A 20,753-nucleotide genomic window follows, 5' to 3' on the forward strand; every position below is an offset into this window, starting at 1 on the left:
TTTCCTCCATCACATAAGACGCTTTGAGTATGTTTCCTTACCTAAGTAGACGAGTTCAACAATGAAAAAAACTCTACTGGCGGGCGTGATTGCCGCCTCTCTTTCTGTTGTTACTTTGACAGCATGCACGACCACACAATCAAATGAGCTAGCCCTAGATGCACCCACACCCGCCACGTCGGATATCTCTGCACACACGCTGACCCGAGACTACCTTCTTTCAACAACGAGACTCGATAGCGTTGACGGCAGTGCGTTGATTGAACATTCAGCGCAAGAGACCGCAACACTCAAAGCCCAACTGGAAAATGCAGCAGATGGTGACACTGTCACTCTGCCTGCTGGCAAATATGCAGATCTTGGTGTCGTCACGATTTCTGCCAACAACATCACCATCAACACAGAGCAAGCAGGCAGCGCGTGGCTTACAGGCTTAGTGCAGTTTGTCCTTGAAGGTGACGACATCACTCTTGATGGTTTGGTCTTTACGGAAGGTGGTCCAGCCGAGCGCTTTGGTGCAGTACGTATGATGGGCGATCGCAATACCTTGCAAAACTCAACCTTCTACTACTTCAACCATGACTATGCGTATGAGCCAGATGAACGCCGCTCTGAGTACCCGAAGTACCTATGGTTATCACTATGGGGCAAAGACGGTAAAGTCATCAACAACCAATTTGAAGGTAAGCAAAAGCGTGGCACGTTAATTGGCGTTCAAAAAGACGACACGCCGGATAACCACTTGATCGCCCATAACATTTTCCTCGATCAGCAACAGAATCAGTTCAATGAGTTGGATATCAAAGAAGCCATTCGCTACAACGGCAATAGCTGGGAAGCGATTCGCATTGGTGATTCTAAATCTTCTCAGTGGCCTTCGAACTCTCAGTTTGTCGATAACCTGCTGATCAATATGGATGGTGAGCGAGAGCTGATTTCCATCAAATCTGGCGGTAACACCATTGCGCGCAATACCATTTTTGAAAGTGCAGCACTGATCTCGCTGCGTCACGGTAAAGCCAACACTGTCGACAGCAACATCATCGTCGGTAATGAGAAATTGCTGACTGGCGGCATTCGCATTTATGACGAAGACCATGTGATCAGCAATAATTACATCTCAGGTACCCGTGGACGTGATGGATTGATAGAGGGCAATGCCGATTTGCGCGGCGGTGTCGTGATCAACACGGGCATCATTGATGTGGCGAACGGTGAAGTACTGGATCAAGCGGTAAAAGGGAAAGAACTCAACAAGCAGTGGACACCGAAAAATATTCAGATTCACCACAACACCTTAGTGGATACTGAGTGGGGTATGGTCTACGGCAATCAAACGCACCGTGTTAGCCTGTTTAACAATGACGTCGTCGATACCATCTACACAGGCGTAGATGTGGATTTCGACTCAAACGTGGTCGACAATACGCGCAATCCAGAATTTGTTAGTGTACGAGCGACTGATGAACACCCACTGGTCAACGCGACCTATCACAATGAATTCTACGCCGGCACAGTCACGGCTAAAGAACAGATCGATGATTACAGTGCGACGCTGCCAAGCAAAACACAAATTGGTGGTTTTTATGCCTACGAAGGTGCAGGTGCGAACGTCGAATCGCTGAGCGTGATCACCGCTGAGGTCGCAGGACCGAGCTATCGACTCATCAATGCGGTAAAACTCAAGTAACCCATATTGAGACACTCAAGCAAACACGCTGCGCCTAACAAGCCTGGTGAGAACACCAGGCTTGACTGTTTTTCACCTTGGTAAGATGTCGCTATTGTGATCTCGCCAACTAATCGCTATGTTGTGGATTCTTCTCCACTTATTTCTTCATAATCGGATCACGCATGGACGCCATTGTTAGTCAGTTACAGTTCTCACTTTCCATTACCGGCCCTATTTGCTTGATGCTGGTATTGGGTGTGGCGTTTAAGCGCATCGGTTTGATCAACGACAATTTTATCGATGTCGCGTCAAAGCTGGTGTTTCAAGTCTGCCTACCTGCCATGCTCTTTTTGAGTATCGTCATCTCCGATCACGACTTCGTCTCAGCCGGGCGATTTATCGGCTTTGGTGCCATTGCCAGTGTGGCATTTTTCATTTTCACCACACTCTCCGTCAACGGTGCTTTTGCTGGCTCAGCGGATAAAGGGGTGATTGTCCAAGGTGGCTATCGCGCCAACACCGCCATCATAGGTATCGCTTATGTGGCCAACGCCTTTGGCGATCAAGGCGTCGCACAAGCCGCGCTCTACGTCGCTGCGACAACCTTTATCTATAACGTTCAAGCGGTGATTTGCTTAACCCCTCGCGGGCAGACATCTGGCACCCAGGCAGCAAAAGTGATGGTCAAAACCCTGACCAAAAACCCACTGATCATCGCTATCGTCACCGGCGTGGTGTTCTATCTATTATCTATTCCCGTCCCTAAGGTGGCCGTTGACGCAGGTGACTATTTAGCGCGTATGACGCTCCCTTTGGCCTTGCTCTGTACCGGTGGGTCGCTCAATCTCTCGTCGATGAAGAGCGATCAAAAGCCAACCTGGTTTGCGACCGGCTACAAACTGGTGCTCGCCCCTATCGCCATCACAGGTGCTGGCTATTGGTGGGGATTTCGCGGAGTAGAGCTGGGGATACTGTTCTTCATGAACGCCTCTCCGGTGGCCGCCGCCAGTTATGTAATGGCACGCTCAATGGGAGGTAACGCAACACTTGCTGCCAACATCATCGCCTTGACCACCGTCGTCTCAACGTTCACATGTACCCTAGGTGTCATGATTCTGATTGGCCTTGATGCGTTTTAACGCCGTTGCCAATGACACTTATAAGCTGACGCTCTCTAATCCCCAACCGTGCTCATGCGCTAGGCGGCGCAGCAGTGCCCTCTCTTGCTCTGTTTGTGCCACCAGCCACTCCAAGATTTCTTGACTTAATGGGTCATCTTGATTCCGGTAACAAAAGTAACACCAATGACTATGTTGCAGCGCCAACCCTTCGGGGCATTGTAAAAAGCCACGCTGCAGCTCCGGCAAGACCAACAACAAATCCGTGACGGTCACGCCTTGGCCGGACAAGCAAGCACTGAGGGCCAAATCCAAACTAAAGAACACAGTATCGCGACCTTGTTTCTCGCCATCTAACCCCGCGTTGTTCAGCCAGATATTCCAATCTTGATGCTCCAATGTGGCATGAAGGTGGGGCAATCTGAGTACATCCTGTTGGGTGATCCGACGCTCAGACATCGATTGTGCATAGACTGGTGCCATGTATTCATCACGCAGAAAGGTGACGCCCTTCTGACCCTGATACTGCTCACGACGCTGGGTGTTGATGATAAGCAGATCGCAACCTTCATGGCTCAAGTCCGGGTCTTCCTCAACAGAGGGAATGATCACCACCTCATGATCGGGGTAACGTTGATTGAGCATCTCCACCTTAGGCAGTAAGACGCGCGTTGCGTAGCTTAGCGCACTTTTAATCACAATTCGTTTTCTTGTCGGCGCCTGCCAAGATGCGATCAAATAAGAGAGGGACTGGTAGTTTTTACGCAGCACCTCAAACAACTCTTTTCCGCGCGGCGTCAATGATATCGCCCGATGCTGACGAACAATTAAGGATGAATTGAGATCATCTTCCAGTTGCTTGATTTGACGGCTTACTGCACTTTGCGTCACATGCAGCTCTTGCGCCGCTTTGGTAAAGCTCATCAACCTTGCCACTGACTCGAACACTTTCAGCGCGTTATGAGAATACGGGAGACTCGGGTAAGGGTGCACACTCTTTACTCGCATGATTTCAGATCATAGCAGAGTGACATAAATGTCATTTGAAAACCAGATGAACAACCACTAACTTAGCGTGATAGAGATCACGAAAAAAATCGTGACAGCACACAGTCAAGATCGAGAACATTATGAATACCATTTTAAAACTGGCGCTGCCCCTTATCGTGTCGCAACTGATTGCGATGGCACTGGTATTGACGGATGTCTGGATGATGTCACGCCTGAGTATGACCGCCATCGCCGCTGGCGGTTTAGGCGCGTCGGTCTACTCGTTTGTTTTTATCGTTGCTAGCAGTACCGTTGGATGCGTGGCAAACCTGATTGCGATTGCATATGGGCAAAGAATTGCGCGCCCGGAGTATGGCAACCAACAAATTCGCTTCGCAGTGAAAGGCGCGGTGCTGCTCTCGCTCACGCTCTCTGTGCTATTAATGGTCGCCTTCCAATGGGTACCCTCTTTACTGAGTTACGCCAAGCAGCCCGACGAACTGGTTGAGCTCGCCATGACTTACGTGAATACCTTGAAATGGGCGATGCTGCCCTCTTTGATCCTCCTGGTACTGCGTGGTCTAACAAGCGCGCTTGGCAATGTGCGTTCAATCATGGTGATGTCTCTGCTCACCGTCACGCTCAATGTGCCCATCAGCTACCTCCTCGCTTTTACCTTCGATTTTGGTCTCGCTGGTCTAGGCGCAGGCACGGCGCTCTCTGCCTTTAGTGTTATGCTTGGCTATGGCTACTGGGTCTTTAGCAGCGAAAAATATCGCCCGTATGCCCCTTGGCTAAATCGTGATGAGTACTCGCTCAAGCTCATGATTCCCCTACTCTCTATGGGATTGCCTATCGCCATTGCAGCCTTGCTTGAGCACGGCTTGATCTATGGCGGTACCTTGATGGCAGGCGCCATCAGCATCAGCGCTCTTGCACTGCATCAAATTCTGCTTCAATGCTTGAGCTTTACATGGAACGTCAATTTCGGCTTCTCCCAAGCCGCCGCGATACTGGTAGGCCAAGATTTTGGTGCGCAGAACTATAGCGGCATTAAACAAACCGCCATACGTAGCTTTACGATCACCACCGTGGTTAGCGTCATTCTGGCAGGCGGATTTATGCTCTGGCCAGAAGGCATCGCTCATCTATTCAATTTGAGTGCAGACCTCAGCGCCTTGTTGGTCTCAGTGCTCTGGGTCGTGGCGCTGTCGTTTGTTGTGGATGCTTGGCAACTGCTGGCGATCAATCTACTGCGCGGCATGAAAATCGTGATTGCTCCGACCATCATGACCGCGATCGGCTACTGGTTGTTCGGTCTGCCTGCAGCTTGGCTGTTGATGAAACACCATCAACTCGAAGGGATTTGGGCGGGGATCGGCATTGGTCTAGCGGTGACGGGCGTACTGCTGCTCGCACAATTAATTGCGGCGGTACGCAAGCAGAGTCAAACCGTTGAACTTGCGCACGCGGTCAGTTAATCGCTACACTCGCGGTTTTCACCCTAATGTCCCAAATCATGACCGATATTGATATTGAGTTTGAACACATCTGGCTGGAAGTATCGACTGAGCGTTGGATGCACATCGAACGATTTCTACTCAGTTACCACTGCCTTGCTCACGGTTTGGTGACGAGACAAGGAAAAGCAGACTGGGAGCAATTGCGCTCGAGTGCCCCTCGCTCTTTGCAGGTCAAACACATCAAAGGGTGTGAGCTAGAACCTGTCGTCCCTTATGCCGTGGTGGTGGGTGAGATCAAACGCCACTGGCGAGACGGTGAGCTGACCAAACCGCTGCTAAGGCGACTACTGCAAAGTTTGCTGCATTTTGTTGTCATCACCAAAGCCGAAAAGAACCAATTAAAAAAGGCGGGCCTGCTAAACGCCATGCCCGCCGAGTGGTATCAGACCCGAACCTCCATCTATGCTCGGTTCAACGCTATCAATCTCGTTATTCCGATGTAGAGACTTGCATCCAGTCCGCATCGTGCAGAGATGAGAATTGATCTACGAATACACCACCAGTCAAAGTGCCGCCGTCATCGGAGCTACCAAACTTGCCATGACACCCACGTTGCACTGCCAAACCCCATACATCGCTCCAAGGTAGTGTCGATTCCAATGTAATGTTGCCTTCAACTTCAAACGATGACGAATTGGAACATTCCATGATGTTGGTTGTAATGCTGCCGTCGACAACTAAAGAACTGTTTTGGTAAACACTGATACCGTCACCGGTGTCGTTTTCAACGGTCACGTCACCCCATACGGCGACACGCGCACTGCCCCAAATATCTAAAAACTCACCGACAACCAATTCATCAGCTTCAATGTATGAGGCACCCTCAGAGATGATTTCCGTGGCGGATAGTAGTGGGCCCTTAATGACAGAACTCCCCACCGCGACAATGTACTCGAAAGAAACGTCTGGGCTATCAAGGGTAATGGTTGAGTTCGCGTCAGAAATGAGCATCAAGCCATCACCGGTAACGCTGCTTTTGATGTCTACCGTTGAGTTGCGGGAAGCGTGCAAAGAGAGGTTCTCTACCGTACCGGCATTGATTCTCAGGTAGGAAGAGCGAATATCGACATTTCGCTCGTATTCGTCACCATCCATAGCCGGAACGGGAAGTACAACATTTTGCAAACGCACTGCTGAACTATTGCGAGCATAAACTGTACCTGTCAAGGTAACGTCGAACACTCTTACTGTGGATTGACCATCAATATACAGTGACTCACCGTCCCAATCATCTCCCAAGATTGGTCCTATCATAGCTCCACCAGTACCGACAATCTTCACATCGTTTCGCACAATATAAGCGCCATCACAACTGCCGGTAATGTTATATGTTGTACGTGTTGTCGTATTGCGCGATGCGTCAACGGCTGTGGCAAGTGCGGTTGAGTCACTACTACAATCAATCTCTATCGTTGTATAAGGAGCAGATCCCGTCCCGTCTCCACTTGAACCTGAGCCGTTCTCTAGTGTCGTCAAACGCTGATCTAAATCGCTAAAGTTTGCATTGACCTCACTCGCCAGTGCAGCTTCGCCTGAACTGAATGTATGTGGGACCGCAGCGTAAGCACTGAACGCAACTAAGTGACTGATCGCCGCCGCCAACACGAGTTTGTTAGTGTTTTTCATGATACTTTCCTTTCAATTTTACCATCGCTTTGGCGAGTTACTGCCAAGTCGCTTCATCCCAATTTGAATCATCCCAAGTGAAGCCGTTGTCTTCATCACACACATCACCGATGCCATCGTTATCACTGTCTGCCTGATCTTCATTTGATACAAGCGGACAGTTATCAACATCATCTAGGACAAGATCATTGTCGTCATCGGTATCACCGTTGTTCCCCGTACCGTCGTTGTCTGAGTCTTCCCACTCATCGGGATTTTCAGGCGCCCAGTCATCGACACTATCGACTCCGTCACCGTCTGAGTCCCCTGCCTTGGTCGCATCGTTTGGAAACTCATCGTCGAGATTATCGAATCCATCTTCGTCATCATCACCGGCTCGAGTGCTATCTGTGGGGTACTGATCCACATCGTTGTTGTAACCATCATTGTCGGTGTCGTTGGGGTATTGGTCGGCTAGGTTGTCGCCAAGCTCGTCACCATCTTCATCAGCCCACTCGTTGGCATCTTCTGGGAATAAATCATCTTCATCGCCAACACCGTCGCCATCGCTATCTGTGGGTTTTTCCGGTGGCATTTTAGTATTGAGTTCGGTTTCAATCTCCTCGGCGCTCTGCTCGTCGCTGACCGTGTCCAAAATGGCTTTGATTTCCTCATTGGCCGCTGCGACAATAATTTTAAATTTGCTCGACGCACTGTCCGTTGAGGTTGCCGCCTGTTTAAGCTCAGCAGGCTCTTGTGGCAAGACGCCCAAGCTGACGATCTGCTCCGCAGCGTATTTCGCTTTTGAAGCGCCACCAGCAATAAAATCACCAAGTACATCATCCGATGCGATCCCAAGTTCGTTAGCAACTTGTTGCGTGGCTTCAGATTTGGTAAAAGAAGGGTTTTGTTCGAGCACGTTGTGCACGATGGTTGAGAGAGGGGTGACAGCCGTTTCACCTGCCGGTGCTGACATGACGTAATTTTCTGTCACCACACCTTGATCTTCGTCTGTCGTTTGTCCCGCAATAGCCTGAACGACTACGGGGTATTGTTCTGGGTTATCTACGCCAGTCACATCGAGTTCAGCGACACCGCCTTCGCCAGTCACTGCGTTGGGCTCGCCATCATCGAGCTCAAAGTTTCGGTTTAAGTCTAACCACACACGTGCGCCATTGAGATAACCATCTATGGCTGTGACACTGTATGATGACGCTTCTGTCGGTGGGGAGCTGCCGTTGTCGCACCCCGCTAGCACTCCCAAGATGGCTATCCCGAGAGGTATCACCTTTATATTATGCATACCTATGCCTATCCATGTTATTGCACAACTAACAGGTGAAAACGATAGGAATGTTTTTTATCTATTTCAAATTCGCAAACCAAGTCACAATAAATCAATCATTTTATGTATTGACAAATTAAAATAGATATAAAAACAACATATTATGGGCATCTCGCACTACCACCAGAAAGTCATTAAAAATGACCTGTTTTTACAACCCCCTGACAAACAAGCATTAACAAATACTTACGAACAACCGTTTTTATGCGCATAAGATACTTAAGATTTGATAGCAATCACACTTTTAGACTTGAATTTGTGCGGCTTCTCATACCTAATCCATACACCGTAGATGGACTTTCGCAGGAATGACGTAAGGGTTGGATAAAACGTCATCCTTTTGCTCCAGTATGGATTGGCCACACTCAAACAGTGCCAGTGCAATTTGCTCACAATCTTGCTCAATGGAATCGATCGCCAACGGCAGACAATCAAGGATCGAATAGTTATCAAACGTCGCGAGACGAATGTCGGTATTCAATAGTTTGTATTCACTGAGATAACGGAGCACGCCCTCTAAAATGGAATATGAGGCGGTAAAAACCGTTTGGGGCAAGCGGCCCATAGACCGGTGCGCCTGCTCAATCAGATCATAGCCACTTTGAGGTTGATAATCTTTGATCAACACATGCTGTGGCTGATAATCGAGCCCTGCGCTCATTAATCCTTGTCGATACCCCTCAAATCGTTCTTGGCTAGTAGAGAGCGTAAGCTGCCCGCCGATATAAACACACTCGCTGCGCTCGTGACACAGTTTTGCCACCACCTGCTTTGTGGCGGCAGTCGCATCACTTTTCACCCCACAAAGTGAGCTGTCTTCAAATACGCGGTCAAAGGTGATGACGGGCGTGTGTTGATTCACATCTAGTAAAAAGTCGGCATTTTTCGCTGCACTGGCCACCAGCAGTAGGTCTACTTGGCGCTCCAGCAAGTGTTTGATGACGCTTTGCTCCATATCGGCATCGTCTTCTGAAGAGACTATCAAGAGTTGGTAGCCCACTTCTCGGCTTAGCTGCTCAAGCCTTTTGGCAATAGTGGCGAACCCCATATTGAGGATATCGGGAATCACTAAGCCGACGCTGTAGGTACGACTTGATTTTAACGCCCGTGCGTACAAACTGGGGGCGTAGTTGTGCTCTTTGGCTACCGCTAGTACCCTTTCAACCGTCTCTGCATGAATTCGGTGTTTCTTTGCATGTCCGTTAAGCACAAAACTCACCGTCGATTTCGACACCCCTGCCAACGCAGCGATGTCTGCCAATTTGGGCCTTTTGCTCATCACCCTCAGCCTTTCTTTCCTCAAAATCGGTCCTTATCTTACCCCGCTGGGGAGGAAATACTATCTTTACTCTACCTGGGCCGATTTTTGTCAGAAATAGAACGATCTAAACCACAAAACAATCCGTTTAGCGTTTAGCTAAACCGATTTAGCTTTATAATAGGCCAATATTTATTTATGCGAGGAACAGAACATGAGCATGATTTGGGTGACAGGTGACGCGGTTGTTGACCTGATTCCAGATTCCGACACCACCTACTTAAAATGTCCGGGCGGTGCCCCCGCAAACGTGGCGGTTGCCATCGCCAGATTAGGCGGCAAGAGTGGATTTTTCGGCCGTGTAGGGAACGACCCACTGGGCCGATTTATGCAGGAGACCTTAACCGCAGAAAAGGTCAACACACAGAGCATGCGACTTGATGATGAACAGCGCACATCCACGGTCATCGTCGATCTGGACGACAGCGGTGAGCGCAGCTTCACCTTTATGGTCAAGCCCAGTGCCGATCAGTTCTTGCTCCCCAGTGATATTCCGGAGTTTGCAGCCGGAGATTGGCTGCATGTCTGCTCTATTGCACTGGCGAATGAGCCGAGCCGCAGTAGTACTTTAGAAGCCATGCGTCGAATTAAACACGCCCGGGGCTATGTGAGTTTTGATCCCAACTTGCGAGAAGAAGTGTGGGCTAACCCTAGTGAGATTATACCGGTTGTTCGCCAAGCGCTTGAGTTGGCAGATGTGCTTAAGTTTTCTGACGATGAACTGATGTACCTCACACAGACCCACACACTCGATGCCGGACTGGAGGCGATTAAGGGTAACAACAACCGCTTGGTGGTCGTCACGCAAGGCGCGAAAGGTGCGTTGGTGGTTTTTGAGGGAACGCAGACCCTACAAGCTGGAAAGGCGATTCAACCCATCGATACCACAGGCGCAGGCGATGCGTTCGTGGGCGGCCTGCTGGCTAAACTGTCTCAATACGATCAATGGGATAACCAAGAGGCTATTCATCATGCCGTTGAGTGGGCCAATGGCTGTGGCGCACTTGCGACAACCCAAAAAGGCGCGATGACCGCACTGCCATCCGAAAGTGCGCTACGCGATTATATCACTGCACTCTAAGCGCCTTTGATGGAGGATTCATCGCCCCGTTTGGCTCTTTTGAGCAGATGGGGCGATATAATGATCATTGATAGAAATACTAATCGGGCTGCACTGAAAGCTCATTAAGCCACATTGACGCCTCAACATTGCAGCCAATGATATCTTGGTCATTCACGTCTAGGGATCGCCGAATCTGATCGATCTTATCCCACTCTGACGCTTCAATATATTCAAATAAATCAATTAACTGCCCCAAAGTCCCGCTTCGATAAATCAATGCTTGCTTAATGGTGCTATCTAAGTGGATATACTGCAAAGCCTCACGCATATCTATATCGAGAATGCCATCGATCAGAGACAGCAAACCGCAAAGGTATGCAAGATTTTTTAGGCTTGATCGACGCATATAGTGCACCAACAATTCCGCCATTTTTGCTCTGTGTAATGACATGAGAAACAAAGCTTCTGGTTTGCCGGGCGCGAGTGAGGAAATCAATACGTAAGTGACAAACTTCTTCAACTTGTCTTCACCAAGATAAGCCACTGCCTGCTTGACGGATTGAATCGGCGCACGAAGCTTACAACTACCATTGATGAAATTCAGAAGTTGAAGTGATAGGACCGGATTTTTCGCCACAATTTGGCTAATTTCGTCAAAATCAATAATATCTGCTGAGAGTTTCTCAGATAATGACATCAAGTCGGTAAATGACGCGTTAATTTTTCGACTCTTTATGATTTCCGGCTTAGTAAAAAAGTAGCCTTGAAAAAGTGTGAAGCCACACGCTTTGGCCCTTTCAAATTCGTCATTTGTCTCGACCTTCTCCGCAAGAAACGTGATATCGAGATGTTTTAAACCCTCAATCATTAGCGCGCTTTTGGGCATGGAAGTTTGCTGAATGTCGACTTTAATAATATCGATAAGCGGGTAAAACCGTTGCCAGTTCGAATCGAAAACATGATCATCTAATGCGATGGTGTAACCTGCTTTCTTAAGCTTGCTGAGCGCTTGAAACAACGTTTCGTCGGGCTGACACTGCTCTAATACTTCCACCACTAAAGAATCGCTGGGAAAGTCAAAAGGAACACCATCTATCAAGCAACTTTGGCTGAAATTGACAAACCCTTTGTAGGATTCCAACACTCTCGCTTTGTAACTGAGGAAGTGCTCCGCAAGCAACTTTCGCGTCGCCAAAGAGGAATCCATATGCACCGGAAAACCGTTGTACTCACCGTCGCGGTACAAAAGTTCAAAGGCATGAATCTCTCGATTACTATCTAAAATAGGCTGCCGTGCTATAAATGAGTAACTTGCGGATGCTAAACCCTGATCTTGTTTTTCCTTCGATGCGAGGTATTCCGATACTGCCATTGGTCGCCCTTTATCAACTTCGACGAACCGCTAAACAAATGGCTCCGTCGTTTGGTTCATATATCTCAGTTCAGCACGGGTTGCCGCTCCCGTGACCGAAATGCCCGTCGACTGAGCATCGACAAACACTCTTGAGGTCATCACCGCTTCACCGCTGTTAATGAATATTTCGACACTGGACGTGTCGACTAAAATCAGTAAACGAACGCTATCACTGGTCAGCGGCACTTCTCGACATTCATCTTGAGCGCGATTTTGCGTCTCACGGCGATCTAGTACCAACCGGCGGTGGTTGGCGTCTGCGGTCAAAGCTACCTTTTGCCCATGACCTTCGAAAAGGTTTAACGTCTGTCCCCATTGCAGTTCAACTTCTAGCTGATAGCTGTTTACGTCGAGACGCTGAGTTACATTAGACAAGGTTAATGTACTGGAGATTATCATTAGCTGCATCAATTCTTCAACAGGCCATTGATACAATTTCCCATCCCTGTAAGTGAGCTCGCGTGGCGCCGTCAGTTGATGAACCCAACCGTGGTCACTGGATGGCTGATCCACCTCATCAGGTAAGCCCATCCAGCCACACATGACACGTCGGCCATCAGGTGTTAACAGCGTTTGGGGCGCATAGAAGTCAAAACCGTAATCTAGGTGTACAAAATCCTCCAACTGCAATTGCTGACCATCCCATGATGCGCGGGCAATGCCGTTATGGTGAGGAATGGTATTAAAAGGCGAGAACGATTCGATCCCCTGCGGGCCAAGCACAGCGAACGTCTCCCCACCAAGATCAAACCAATCAGGACACTCCCACATATAACCAAAATCGCCAAGCTCATCACCATGCAAAGCGGAGAAAGTCCAGTTGCGCAAGTCATCAGAGCGATACACCGCCAGGCGCCCCTTCAGATCGGTGGTTTGCGCGCCGAGCAACATCAACCACTCTTGCTGGTGACGTATCACTTTGGGATCGCGAATATGGGCAGTCACGCCTGGCGGTAGCGATTCAATCACTGGGCCATGTTTAGTGAAATGAATACCATCGGTTGAAGTCGCAAGACACTGCGTGGTGTGCCGATCCCGCTGCTCATCAATCCGGGTGTTACCTGTGTAGAACAGCATTAATGTCTCATCATCACTCAGCGCATGACCCGAGAATACGCCATGACTGTCGAACCAATCCGATGGCGTCAATGCCACTGGCTGCCAATGCCAATTGACTAAGTCTTTACTGGTCAGGTGAGCCCAGTATTTGTCTTTGTGCACGCAACCAAACGGGTACCATTGATAGAAGAGGTGGTATTGCCCTTGATGATAAATAAAGCCATTTGGATCATTGAGAAGCCCTTGCGGCGGAGAAACGTGCCACTTAGGACGATATGAGCACGCGACAGGCACCATGGCCTCGCTGAGCGCTCGTTGCTGACGCTTTGCTATCTTTTGCCCAAGCTGGAGAAGCTCGGCTTCTATGTCTGAGGGACGAACAAAAGTTACTTGCCATTCGTCACCGACACGGCTTATGGCCTTGAGGTCGAGTTCATCTGACAAGCAATCCCTCTCTTTCACCGCAAAGATCAACCGACTATCGGGGATTAGGACTCGAAGGAGATTTTCTTCACCGCCACACAGCGCAACGTAGTATTCTAACGACATGGCTCAACACCTAAAATTTTGGGAACGTTTGCAAGATTAATCAAAAATGATGGTTTGAGCAAGCAATGAGTCCGTCATGAACCGCACTTCAGTGGTCGTTTTAAGGCTAAGTGCTTGATAGCATGTGTCCCAGTAGCCTAACTGAAGATAAAAATCTGAGTATCAAGGGATCAGCACGTCTCTCGATCAACCCGATGAAACGTTAATACCACTTTACTCATTTCTTGAGGTTGGCCTTCAATCAAATCGAGCAGTAGCTTGGCACCTTTTTCTCCCGCTTTATCAAAGGCATAACCAAAGGTAGATAAACTCGGTGATACCACATAGCCCAGTTCATCATTCCCCACTCCGAGCACTTTGATTTGCTCGCCAACTCGAATGCCACGCTCTTGCAAGGCCTTGATCGCGCCAACGGCAATGCGGTCCGTCGCACAAAATAGGCCATCCAATTGAGGGTATTGCTCGATAAGCGACGGGATCTGCGCATAACCCGAATCAACCGAAAACTCTCCATGACTATGGAACAGCAGAGGTTGTGCGCCGCGCATGCTTAGGGCTTGCTCTAAGCCTTGCGAACGCAAGCTATCGACTGCGATATCGGAGTCTCTTACACCCATAAAGCCGATGTTTTTGCAGCCCGCATCCAATAAGCGGTGACCCGCTTCAAAGCCCACGCGAAAATCATCGTGTACCACACTGGGTATGTTGAACAGCGAGCCATCTTGCCCGACAAGTACAACGGGAACGCGAGAGGCGCGGATAGCATCGACCAATTGCATGTCAATATGGGTCGCATAGAGCACAATACCCTCGACCCGCTTTTGATTAAATACCTGAATGTATTCAATTTCTTTTTCTGACAGCTGTTGAGAACTCGCTAACAACACATGTTTTCCTGCGGCTTCAAACGCCGCGCTGATGCCATCAACACCGAGGGAAACCGCGTTTGATGACATACGAGGAACGATGACGCCCACCAGATTGGTTTTCTGCGATTTGAGATCTTTGGCGACCTGATTCACCACATAACCAACCTCTTCGACTGCCTTCATCACTTTTTGCTTGGTGGCCTCTTTCACGCCATATTCATCATTAATGACTCGGGATACCGTCGATTTAGAGACGCCGGCTAACTTCGCGACGTCATGTAGGCTCGCCATCGGAATTCCTTGGGTTAACTTATTGGGATTGTTTGCAAAAATTAGCAAAAAACACCGCAAAAATCACTCTGCTCAAACGATTTAGCAAAAAATATAAACCGATCCATCTCACATAAACATCCAATATTCTTTGACTGAATAGGTTAAATCTCCAAAAATCCATTTTGCAAACGTTCCCAAAGAGAACAAGCGAGAATTGTATATAATCAACAGTAACGAACCAAACTGGGGTCCGGAATGAATTATCCTAACATTGCAAAAGAGCTGCTCACGCTGCTAGGAGGCAAAGATAACCTCCAAGCACTCGCCCACTGTGCGACTCGTCTTCGCCTAGCATTGAAAGACGATTCGATAATCGATGAAGAGGCTATCGGCAATCTCGATGGCGTCAAAGGTCAGTTTAAAGTGGCAGGGCAATACCAAATTATCTTTGGCTCAGGCATCGTCAACCAAGTCTACGCAGAAATGGCGAAACTGACTGGCATGAGCGAAATGTCCACGTCGGACGTTGCCTCTGCGGGTGCACAAAAGCAGAACATCGTCCAACGCGCTGTTAAGGGGCTATCGGACATTTTTGTCCCTATCATCCCTGCCATTGTGGCGGGAGGTCTGTTGATGGGGCTGTTTAATGTGCTGACCGCGACGGGTCTGTTCATTGAAGGACAGTCACTCATTGACGCAAACCCAGGCCTCGCCGATCTTGCAAGTATGATCAACACTTTCGCCAATGCGCCTTTTGTTTACTTGCCAGTTCTTCTCGCTTTCTCTGCCAGTAAGAAATTTGGTGGCAACCCCTTCTTAGGCGCAGCACTGGGTATGTTGATGGTCCACCCAGATTTGCTCAATGGTTGGGGGTTTGGCGGCGCGAGCGTTGCGGGTACGATTCCGACTTGGAACATTTTTGGCTTTGAGATTCAGAAAGTCGGCTATCAAGGTTCGGTTCTGCCTGTGCTCGTGTCAGCGTTCATCTTAGCGAAAGTCGAAAATGGCCTGCGTTCGTTTATCCCATCTGTGTTGGATAACTTGCTGACACCCATGCTGGCAATCTTCATTACGGGCTTCCTGACGTTCACACTCGTTGGACCCATTACCCGCGATATCGGCTTCTTGCTCGGTGATGGCCTCAACTGGCTCTACGACTCGGCTGGCTTTATTGGTGGCGCGCTGTTTGGTTTTATTTACGCGCCGTTTGTTATCACCGGCATGCACCACAGCTTTATCGCTATTGAAACTCAACTATTGGCAGACATCGCTGTGACCGGTGGTACTTTCATCTTCCCGATTGCGGCAATGTCGAACGTCGCACAAGGTGCAGCAGCACTTGCGGTCGGCATCACCACCAAAGAGACAAAACTGAAAGGTATCGCAATGCCATCTGGTATCACAGCTCTGCTCGGTATTACCGAACCGGCAATGTTTGGTGTGAACCTCAAGCTACGCTACCCCTTCATCGCTGCCATCATTGGTGCAGCGGCGGCGAGTGCGTTTGTCACCTTATTCAACGTGAAAGCGCAAGCACTGGGCGCAGCTGGACTACCGGGCATTATCTCAATCACCCCTGACAAGATTGGATACTATGTCGCCGGCATGGCCATCTCATTCGCTGTCGCCTTTGGTTTGACTTTGGTACTCGGTGCGCGAGACAAAGCCAAAGCGGTGGCCACCGCGACGGCCTAACCTAATCCCCGCAGTCAAAACATGTTTTTGACGCCGAGCCTCGCCTGAGCGGGGCTCTTTTTTGTTAGTTGAATGTCTTGAAGAACAAAAAACGCCCCATATCATTGATATTGGGGCGTTTTGCTTTTTCACTTGTGACCTACAGCCACACGAAATTAAGCGCTGATAGGGTATGCGTTGTCAAAGTTCTTACGGATAAACAATGCATGGCAATAACTTTGAAAGCCAAAACTGCAATAAATCGGGCGCTTGAATTCGTTGCACCAACGAATCCAAACATTGGTCTCTGTGCCTTGATTGTCCACCACGCCATCCCAAAGGAGCGTCTGCGAATTTTCTTGAGTTGGGGTGCAAGCTAACCCCAACTGTTCTAATGCTGTAAAAAACTTTTCCACAACTAACCCTTAATATTCAATTATCTGTATCTATTTCTGTCTTATCACCTTGGTGCAAACGTTTGCTTTTTTGGGCAAAACTATTGCGTCACCGATCTTATCGATACGCAACAACACACTTGGGGGGAGTGATAGTGTAACCTTCACTGAAGCACGGAACTCACGCTCAGTGCACATATTTTGTCATACTATACAACATTATTGACAGTAATTTTTTCTGCTTCCGTTGAGATGCAGTGTGATAAAGATGAAAAAAAGCCCGAAGCTAGGTCGCTTCGGGCTCTCTATTACTCAGTCAATACTGACAATTAATCGCGCAAGCTCGCGCCAAACTTATCCGAGATGTGCGCGACGATGGCGTCAACCGCACCGGCGATGTCCGCATCTTCGAGCGTACGCTCAACCGACTGCAAGGTCAGAGCGATGGCTAGGCTCTTCTTGCCTTCTTCAACGCCTTTACCAACGTAAACATCGAACAGTTTCGCGCCTTTCAAGAACTCACCACCTTGTTCTCGACATGCGGCAACTATGTCGCCAGAAGCGACGGCTTCGTCAACAACGACCGCGATGTCACGACGGTTTGATGGGAACTTAGAAAGCGCTACCGCTTCTGGAATCACTTTGGTGTTGATTGCAGACCATTCCACTTCGAATACGATAGTACGGCCGTTTAGACCAAACTTACGCTCTAGCTCTGGGTGAACGGTACCAATCACACCAACTTGCTTGCCATCAACGATGATAGCTGCAGATTGACCAGGGTGAAGCGCTGGGTTCGCAGCTTTGTCTTCAGCAGAAAGCGCTGCGAAAGAGTAAGCGGCTTCGTTAGCTGTTAGCTCAAGCACCGCTTCTAGGTCACCTTTCAGGTCAAAGAAATCAACTGTGTTAGTTTCGATGTCCCAGTGCTCTTCGCTGCGAGTACCTGCGATAACACCAGCAAGCATTGGCTCTTGGCGCATACCGTTTTCAGCAGACTCACAAGGGATAAAACGTAGGCCGTATTCGAATAGACGAACACGTGGCTGTTGACGTTTTTGGTTGTGAACCACAGTGTTGAGCAGGCCTTGAATTAAACCAAGACGCATTGCTGACATATCCGCAGAGATTGGGAATGGCAGGATTAGTGGCTCAACACCCGGAACGATCAGTTTTTGCTGCTCAGGCTCAACGAAGCTGTAAGTGATCGCTTCTTGGTAACCACGGTCAACAAGTAAGTTACGAACGCGTTTTAGCGGAATGTTCGCTTCAACGTGGTCGTGCATCTTAAGTGCTGCGGCTGGGTTTTGGTTGGGGATGTTATCGTAACCGTAGATACGACCGACTTCTTCAATTAGGTCTTGCTCGATAGCGATATCAAAACGCCATGTCGGTGCTGTTGCTGTCCAACCTGCGTCTGTTGTTTCAACCGCTAAGCCAAGACGCTCTAGAATCTCAACAACATCGCTATCAGCAATGTGGTGACCTAGTAGGCTGTCTAGCTTAGTGCGACGTAGAGCTACTGTATTTGCTTTTGGTAGGTCAGCTTCTGACTCTACAGCAACAACAGGTGCGACTTCACCGCCACAGATCTCAACAAGAAGTTCTGTTGCACGCTCCATTGCGCTAGCTTGTAGTGCGAAATCCACACCACGCTCAAAACGCATGGAAGAATCCGTGTGTAGACCGTAGCTACGCGCGCGGCCACGGATGTGGTCTGGTGCGAAGAATGCACACTCAAGTAGTACGTCTTTAGTCTCAGTCGTTACACCAGACTCTTCACCGCCAAAGATACCCGCAATAGCTAAAGCTTTGTTGTGGTCTGCAACCACTAGCGTATCTGCGTTTAGCTCAGCTTCGCTGCCGTCTAGAAGAGTAAGCTTTTCGCCCTGCTCTGCCATACGAACCACGATGCCACCTTCAATCTTAGCAAGATCGAATGCGTGCATTGGCTGGCCTTGCTCTAGAAGAACAAAGTTAGTGATGTCGACCACAGGGTCGATAGAGCGAATACCGCAGCGACGCAGTTTTTCTTGCATCCAAAGCGGCGTTTCAGCCTGAACGTTAACGTTTTTAACCACACGGCCAAGGTAGCGTGGACACGCCGCCGGCGCTTTCACTTCGATAGAGACTTGATCATCGATAACAGGAGCCACTGGGTTCACCGCTGGCTCAGTTACGTCAGCGCGGTTGAGAACGCCAACTTCACGCGCCATACCACGGATACTGAAACAGTCCGCACGGTTCGCTGTTAGGTCTACGTCAACGGTTACATCGTCAAGACCTAGGAATTCTCGGAAATCTGTACCGATGACTGCGTCTTCTGCTAGCTCCATGATGCCATCAGATTCAACATCAATACCGAGCTCAGAGAATGAACACAGCATGCCGTGTGATGGTTGACCACGCAGCTTGGCTTTTTTGATTTTGAAATCGCCCGGTAGCACAGCGCCAACCGTTGCGACAGCCACTTTGATACCTTGGCGACAGTTCGACGCGCCACACACGATGTCTAGCAGCTCTTCTGCACCAACATCGACTTTAGTCACACGCAGTTTGTCCGCATCTGGATGCTGACCACATTCGACCACTTTACCCACTTTTACGCCAGTAAACTCGCCAGCGACAGGTAGCACGTCATCGACTTCTAGGCCGGCCATAGTAATTTGGTGAGTAAGTTCATCAGTCGAGACTGAAGGGTTTACCCACTCACGAAGCCATGATTCGCTAAATTTCATAGTGATGTATCCCCTGGATTACTTGAACTGTTTAAGGAAACGAAGGTCGTTCTCAAAGAACGCACGCAAGTCGTTGACGCCGTAGCGCAGCATAGTCAAACGCTCGACACCCATACCAAATGCAAATCCAGAGTATTTCTCCGCATCGATACCAACGCTGCGAAGTACGTTCGGGTGAACCATGCCACAACCGAGAACTTCCAACCATTTGCCATTTTTGCCCATTACATCCACTTCCGCTGAAGGCTCAGTAAATGGGAAGTAAGATGGACGGAAACGCACCTGAACCTCTTCTTCGAAGAAGTTGCATAGGAAGTCGTGCAGGATACCTTTTAACTGAGCAAAGTTGACGTTTTCATCCACCAGCATGCCTTCCACTTGGTGGAACATTGGCGTGTGCGTTTGGTCATAGTCATTACGGTAAACACGGCCAGGCGCAATGAAACGGAAAGGAGGCTGACCGTTTTCCATTGTACGAATCTGTACACCCGATGTGTGAGTACGCAGCATCAAATCAGGATTGAAGAAGAAGGTGTCGTGATCCGTACGTGCTGGGTGATCCTCTGCAATGTTCAAGGCATCAAAGTTGTGGAAAGCGTCTTCAATTTCAGGACCAGACTCAACATTGAATCCTAGCTCACCAAAGAACTGCTCGATACGCTCAACAGTACGAGTCACCGGGTGCAAACCACCGTTTTCGATGCGACGACCAGGGAGTGTCACGTCGATGGTTTCAGCGGCCAGTTTCTCTTCTAGCTCTGCGCGTTGAAGGGCATCTTTACGCGCCGCGATAGCTTGTTGAACCACACCTTTCGCTTTGTTGATCTCTTGACCCGCTTCACGACGTTCTTCCGGTGGCAGTTTACCTAGGCTTTGAAGTTGAGCCGTCAGCTCACCTTTTTTTCCTAGGTATTGAACACGCACTTCATCAAGTGCGACGAGCGATGTCGCAGCATCAATGGCTGCGTTCGCATTAGCAATGATCTCTTGTAGATGTTGCATCGTTTCCTCATTACCCTATGTCGGTCAATCACAACCGCCATAAGTGGTAGTGTCCATAAGGTTCCCAAAAGGGATTGTGGGCATTTTCAAATAGCTGTACATAGTAACGAATGCCAAGGTCAAATCCAAACCGAAATCGTGATAATTAC

Annotated in this window: 16 protein-coding genes; 6 read left to right on the forward strand and 10 right to left on the reverse strand. The window is 49.0% G+C overall.

The annotated features are described in order from the left end of the window. Window positions 1-61 precede the first annotated feature (61 nt). Both AC6R10_RS00350 and AC6R10_RS00355 read left to right on the forward strand, forming a co-directional pair. On the forward strand, window positions 62-1,690 hold the full coding sequence (locus AC6R10_RS00350) for a polysaccharide lyase 6 family protein (protein ID WP_500626844.1): 1,629 nt from the start codon (window positions 62-64) through the stop codon (window positions 1,688-1,690). Window positions 1,691-1,854: 164 nt separating this feature from the next. Beyond that, the gene (locus AC6R10_RS00355) at window positions 1,855-2,811 is read left to right on the forward strand and encodes an AEC family transporter (RefSeq protein WP_500637395.1); all 957 of its coding nucleotides are present in this window, start codon (window positions 1,855-1,857) and stop codon (window positions 2,809-2,811) included. A gap of 18 nt (window positions 2,812-2,829) precedes the next feature. Here AC6R10_RS00355 and AC6R10_RS00360 read toward each other — a convergent pair whose 3' ends face one another. After that, complete coding sequence (locus AC6R10_RS00360) at window positions 2,830-3,783, reverse strand: LysR family transcriptional regulator (protein ID WP_500671437.1); 954 nt, start codon at window positions 3,781-3,783, stop codon at window positions 2,830-2,832. A 137-nt stretch (window positions 3,784-3,920) separates the two neighbouring features. On the opposite strand from AC6R10_RS00360, the gene AC6R10_RS00365 reads away from it, so the two are divergent. Both AC6R10_RS00365 and AC6R10_RS00370 read left to right on the forward strand, forming a co-directional pair. Next, complete coding sequence (locus AC6R10_RS00365) at window positions 3,921-5,261, forward strand: MATE family efflux transporter (protein ID WP_500671153.1); 1,341 nt, start codon at window positions 3,921-3,923, stop codon at window positions 5,259-5,261. Between the two features lie 38 nt (window positions 5,262-5,299). Further along, a complete protein-coding gene (locus AC6R10_RS00370; protein ID WP_500671154.1) occupies window positions 5,300-5,746 on the forward strand; it encodes a hypothetical protein in 447 nt (148 codons plus the stop codon). Here the strand turns inward: AC6R10_RS00370 and AC6R10_RS00375 are convergent. From AC6R10_RS00375 to AC6R10_RS00385, 3 genes are all read right to left on the reverse strand, one after another. Then, entirely contained in the window at window positions 5,733-6,929 is a 1,197-nt protein-coding gene (locus AC6R10_RS00375) for a hypothetical protein (protein ID WP_500671155.1), read from the reverse strand. The two genes, AC6R10_RS00370 and AC6R10_RS00375, sit on opposite strands and share 14 nt — an antisense overlap. 37 nt (window positions 6,930-6,966) lie before the next feature. Next, a complete protein-coding gene (locus AC6R10_RS00380) occupies window positions 6,967-8,211 on the reverse strand; it encodes a thrombospondin type 3 repeat-containing protein (RefSeq protein WP_500671156.1) in 1,245 nt (414 codons plus the stop codon). A gap of 316 nt (window positions 8,212-8,527) precedes the next feature. Further along, the gene (locus tag AC6R10_RS00385; protein WP_500671157.1) at window positions 8,528-9,535 is read right to left on the reverse strand and encodes a LacI family DNA-binding transcriptional regulator; all 1,008 of its coding nucleotides are present in this window, start codon (window positions 9,533-9,535) and stop codon (window positions 8,528-8,530) included. A 190-nt stretch (window positions 9,536-9,725) separates the two neighbouring features. Between AC6R10_RS00385 and cscK the strand changes: the two genes are divergently transcribed. Next, window positions 9,726-10,652 carry a fructokinase gene (cscK, locus tag AC6R10_RS00390; protein WP_500671158.1) on the forward strand — a complete coding sequence of 309 codons (927 nt, stop codon included), beginning with the start codon at window positions 9,726-9,728 and terminating at the stop codon, window positions 10,650-10,652. 79 nt (window positions 10,653-10,731) lie between these two features. Here cscK and AC6R10_RS00395 read toward each other — a convergent pair whose 3' ends face one another. From AC6R10_RS00395 to AC6R10_RS00405, 3 genes are all read right to left on the reverse strand, one after another. Beyond that, entirely contained in the window at window positions 10,732-12,006 is a 1,275-nt protein-coding gene (locus AC6R10_RS00395; RefSeq protein WP_500671159.1) for an EAL and HDOD domain-containing protein, read from the reverse strand. Between the two features lie 30 nt (window positions 12,007-12,036). Continuing rightward, the gene (locus tag AC6R10_RS00400) at window positions 12,037-13,656 is read right to left on the reverse strand and encodes a glycoside hydrolase family 32 protein (RefSeq protein WP_500671160.1); all 1,620 of its coding nucleotides are present in this window, start codon (window positions 13,654-13,656) and stop codon (window positions 12,037-12,039) included. 170 nt (window positions 13,657-13,826) lie between these two features. Continuing rightward, entirely contained in the window at window positions 13,827-14,816 is a 990-nt protein-coding gene (locus AC6R10_RS00405) for a LacI family DNA-binding transcriptional regulator (RefSeq protein ID WP_500671161.1), read from the reverse strand. A gap of 237 nt (window positions 14,817-15,053) precedes the next feature. Here AC6R10_RS00405 and AC6R10_RS00410 point away from each other — a divergent pair, with 237 nt between their 5' ends. After that, on the forward strand, window positions 15,054-16,493 hold the full coding sequence (locus AC6R10_RS00410) for a sucrose-specific PTS transporter subunit IIBC (RefSeq protein ID WP_500626853.1): 1,440 nt from the start codon (window positions 15,054-15,056) through the stop codon (window positions 16,491-16,493). Window positions 16,494-16,648: 155 nt separating this feature from the next. Here the strand turns inward: AC6R10_RS00410 and AC6R10_RS00415 are convergent, their stop codons facing one another. The 3 genes from AC6R10_RS00415 to pheS form a co-directional block, all read right to left on the reverse strand. Further along, window positions 16,649-16,888 carry a hypothetical protein gene (locus AC6R10_RS00415; RefSeq protein WP_500626854.1) on the reverse strand — a complete coding sequence of 80 codons (240 nt, stop codon included), beginning with the start codon at window positions 16,886-16,888 and terminating at the stop codon, window positions 16,649-16,651. Between the two features lie 308 nt (window positions 16,889-17,196). Then, window positions 17,197-19,602 carry a phenylalanine--tRNA ligase subunit beta gene (gene pheT / locus AC6R10_RS00420; protein ID WP_500671162.1) on the reverse strand — a complete coding sequence of 802 codons (2,406 nt, stop codon included), beginning with the start codon at window positions 19,600-19,602 and terminating at the stop codon, window positions 17,197-17,199. A gap of 18 nt (window positions 19,603-19,620) precedes the next feature. After that, entirely contained in the window at window positions 19,621-20,604 is a 984-nt protein-coding gene (gene pheS, locus AC6R10_RS00425; RefSeq protein ID WP_334550655.1) for a phenylalanine--tRNA ligase subunit alpha, read from the reverse strand. Window positions 20,605-20,753 lie beyond the last annotated feature (149 nt).

The sequence above is a fragment of the Vibrio sp. R12-SG2-ISO1 genome (assembly GCF_059834045.1).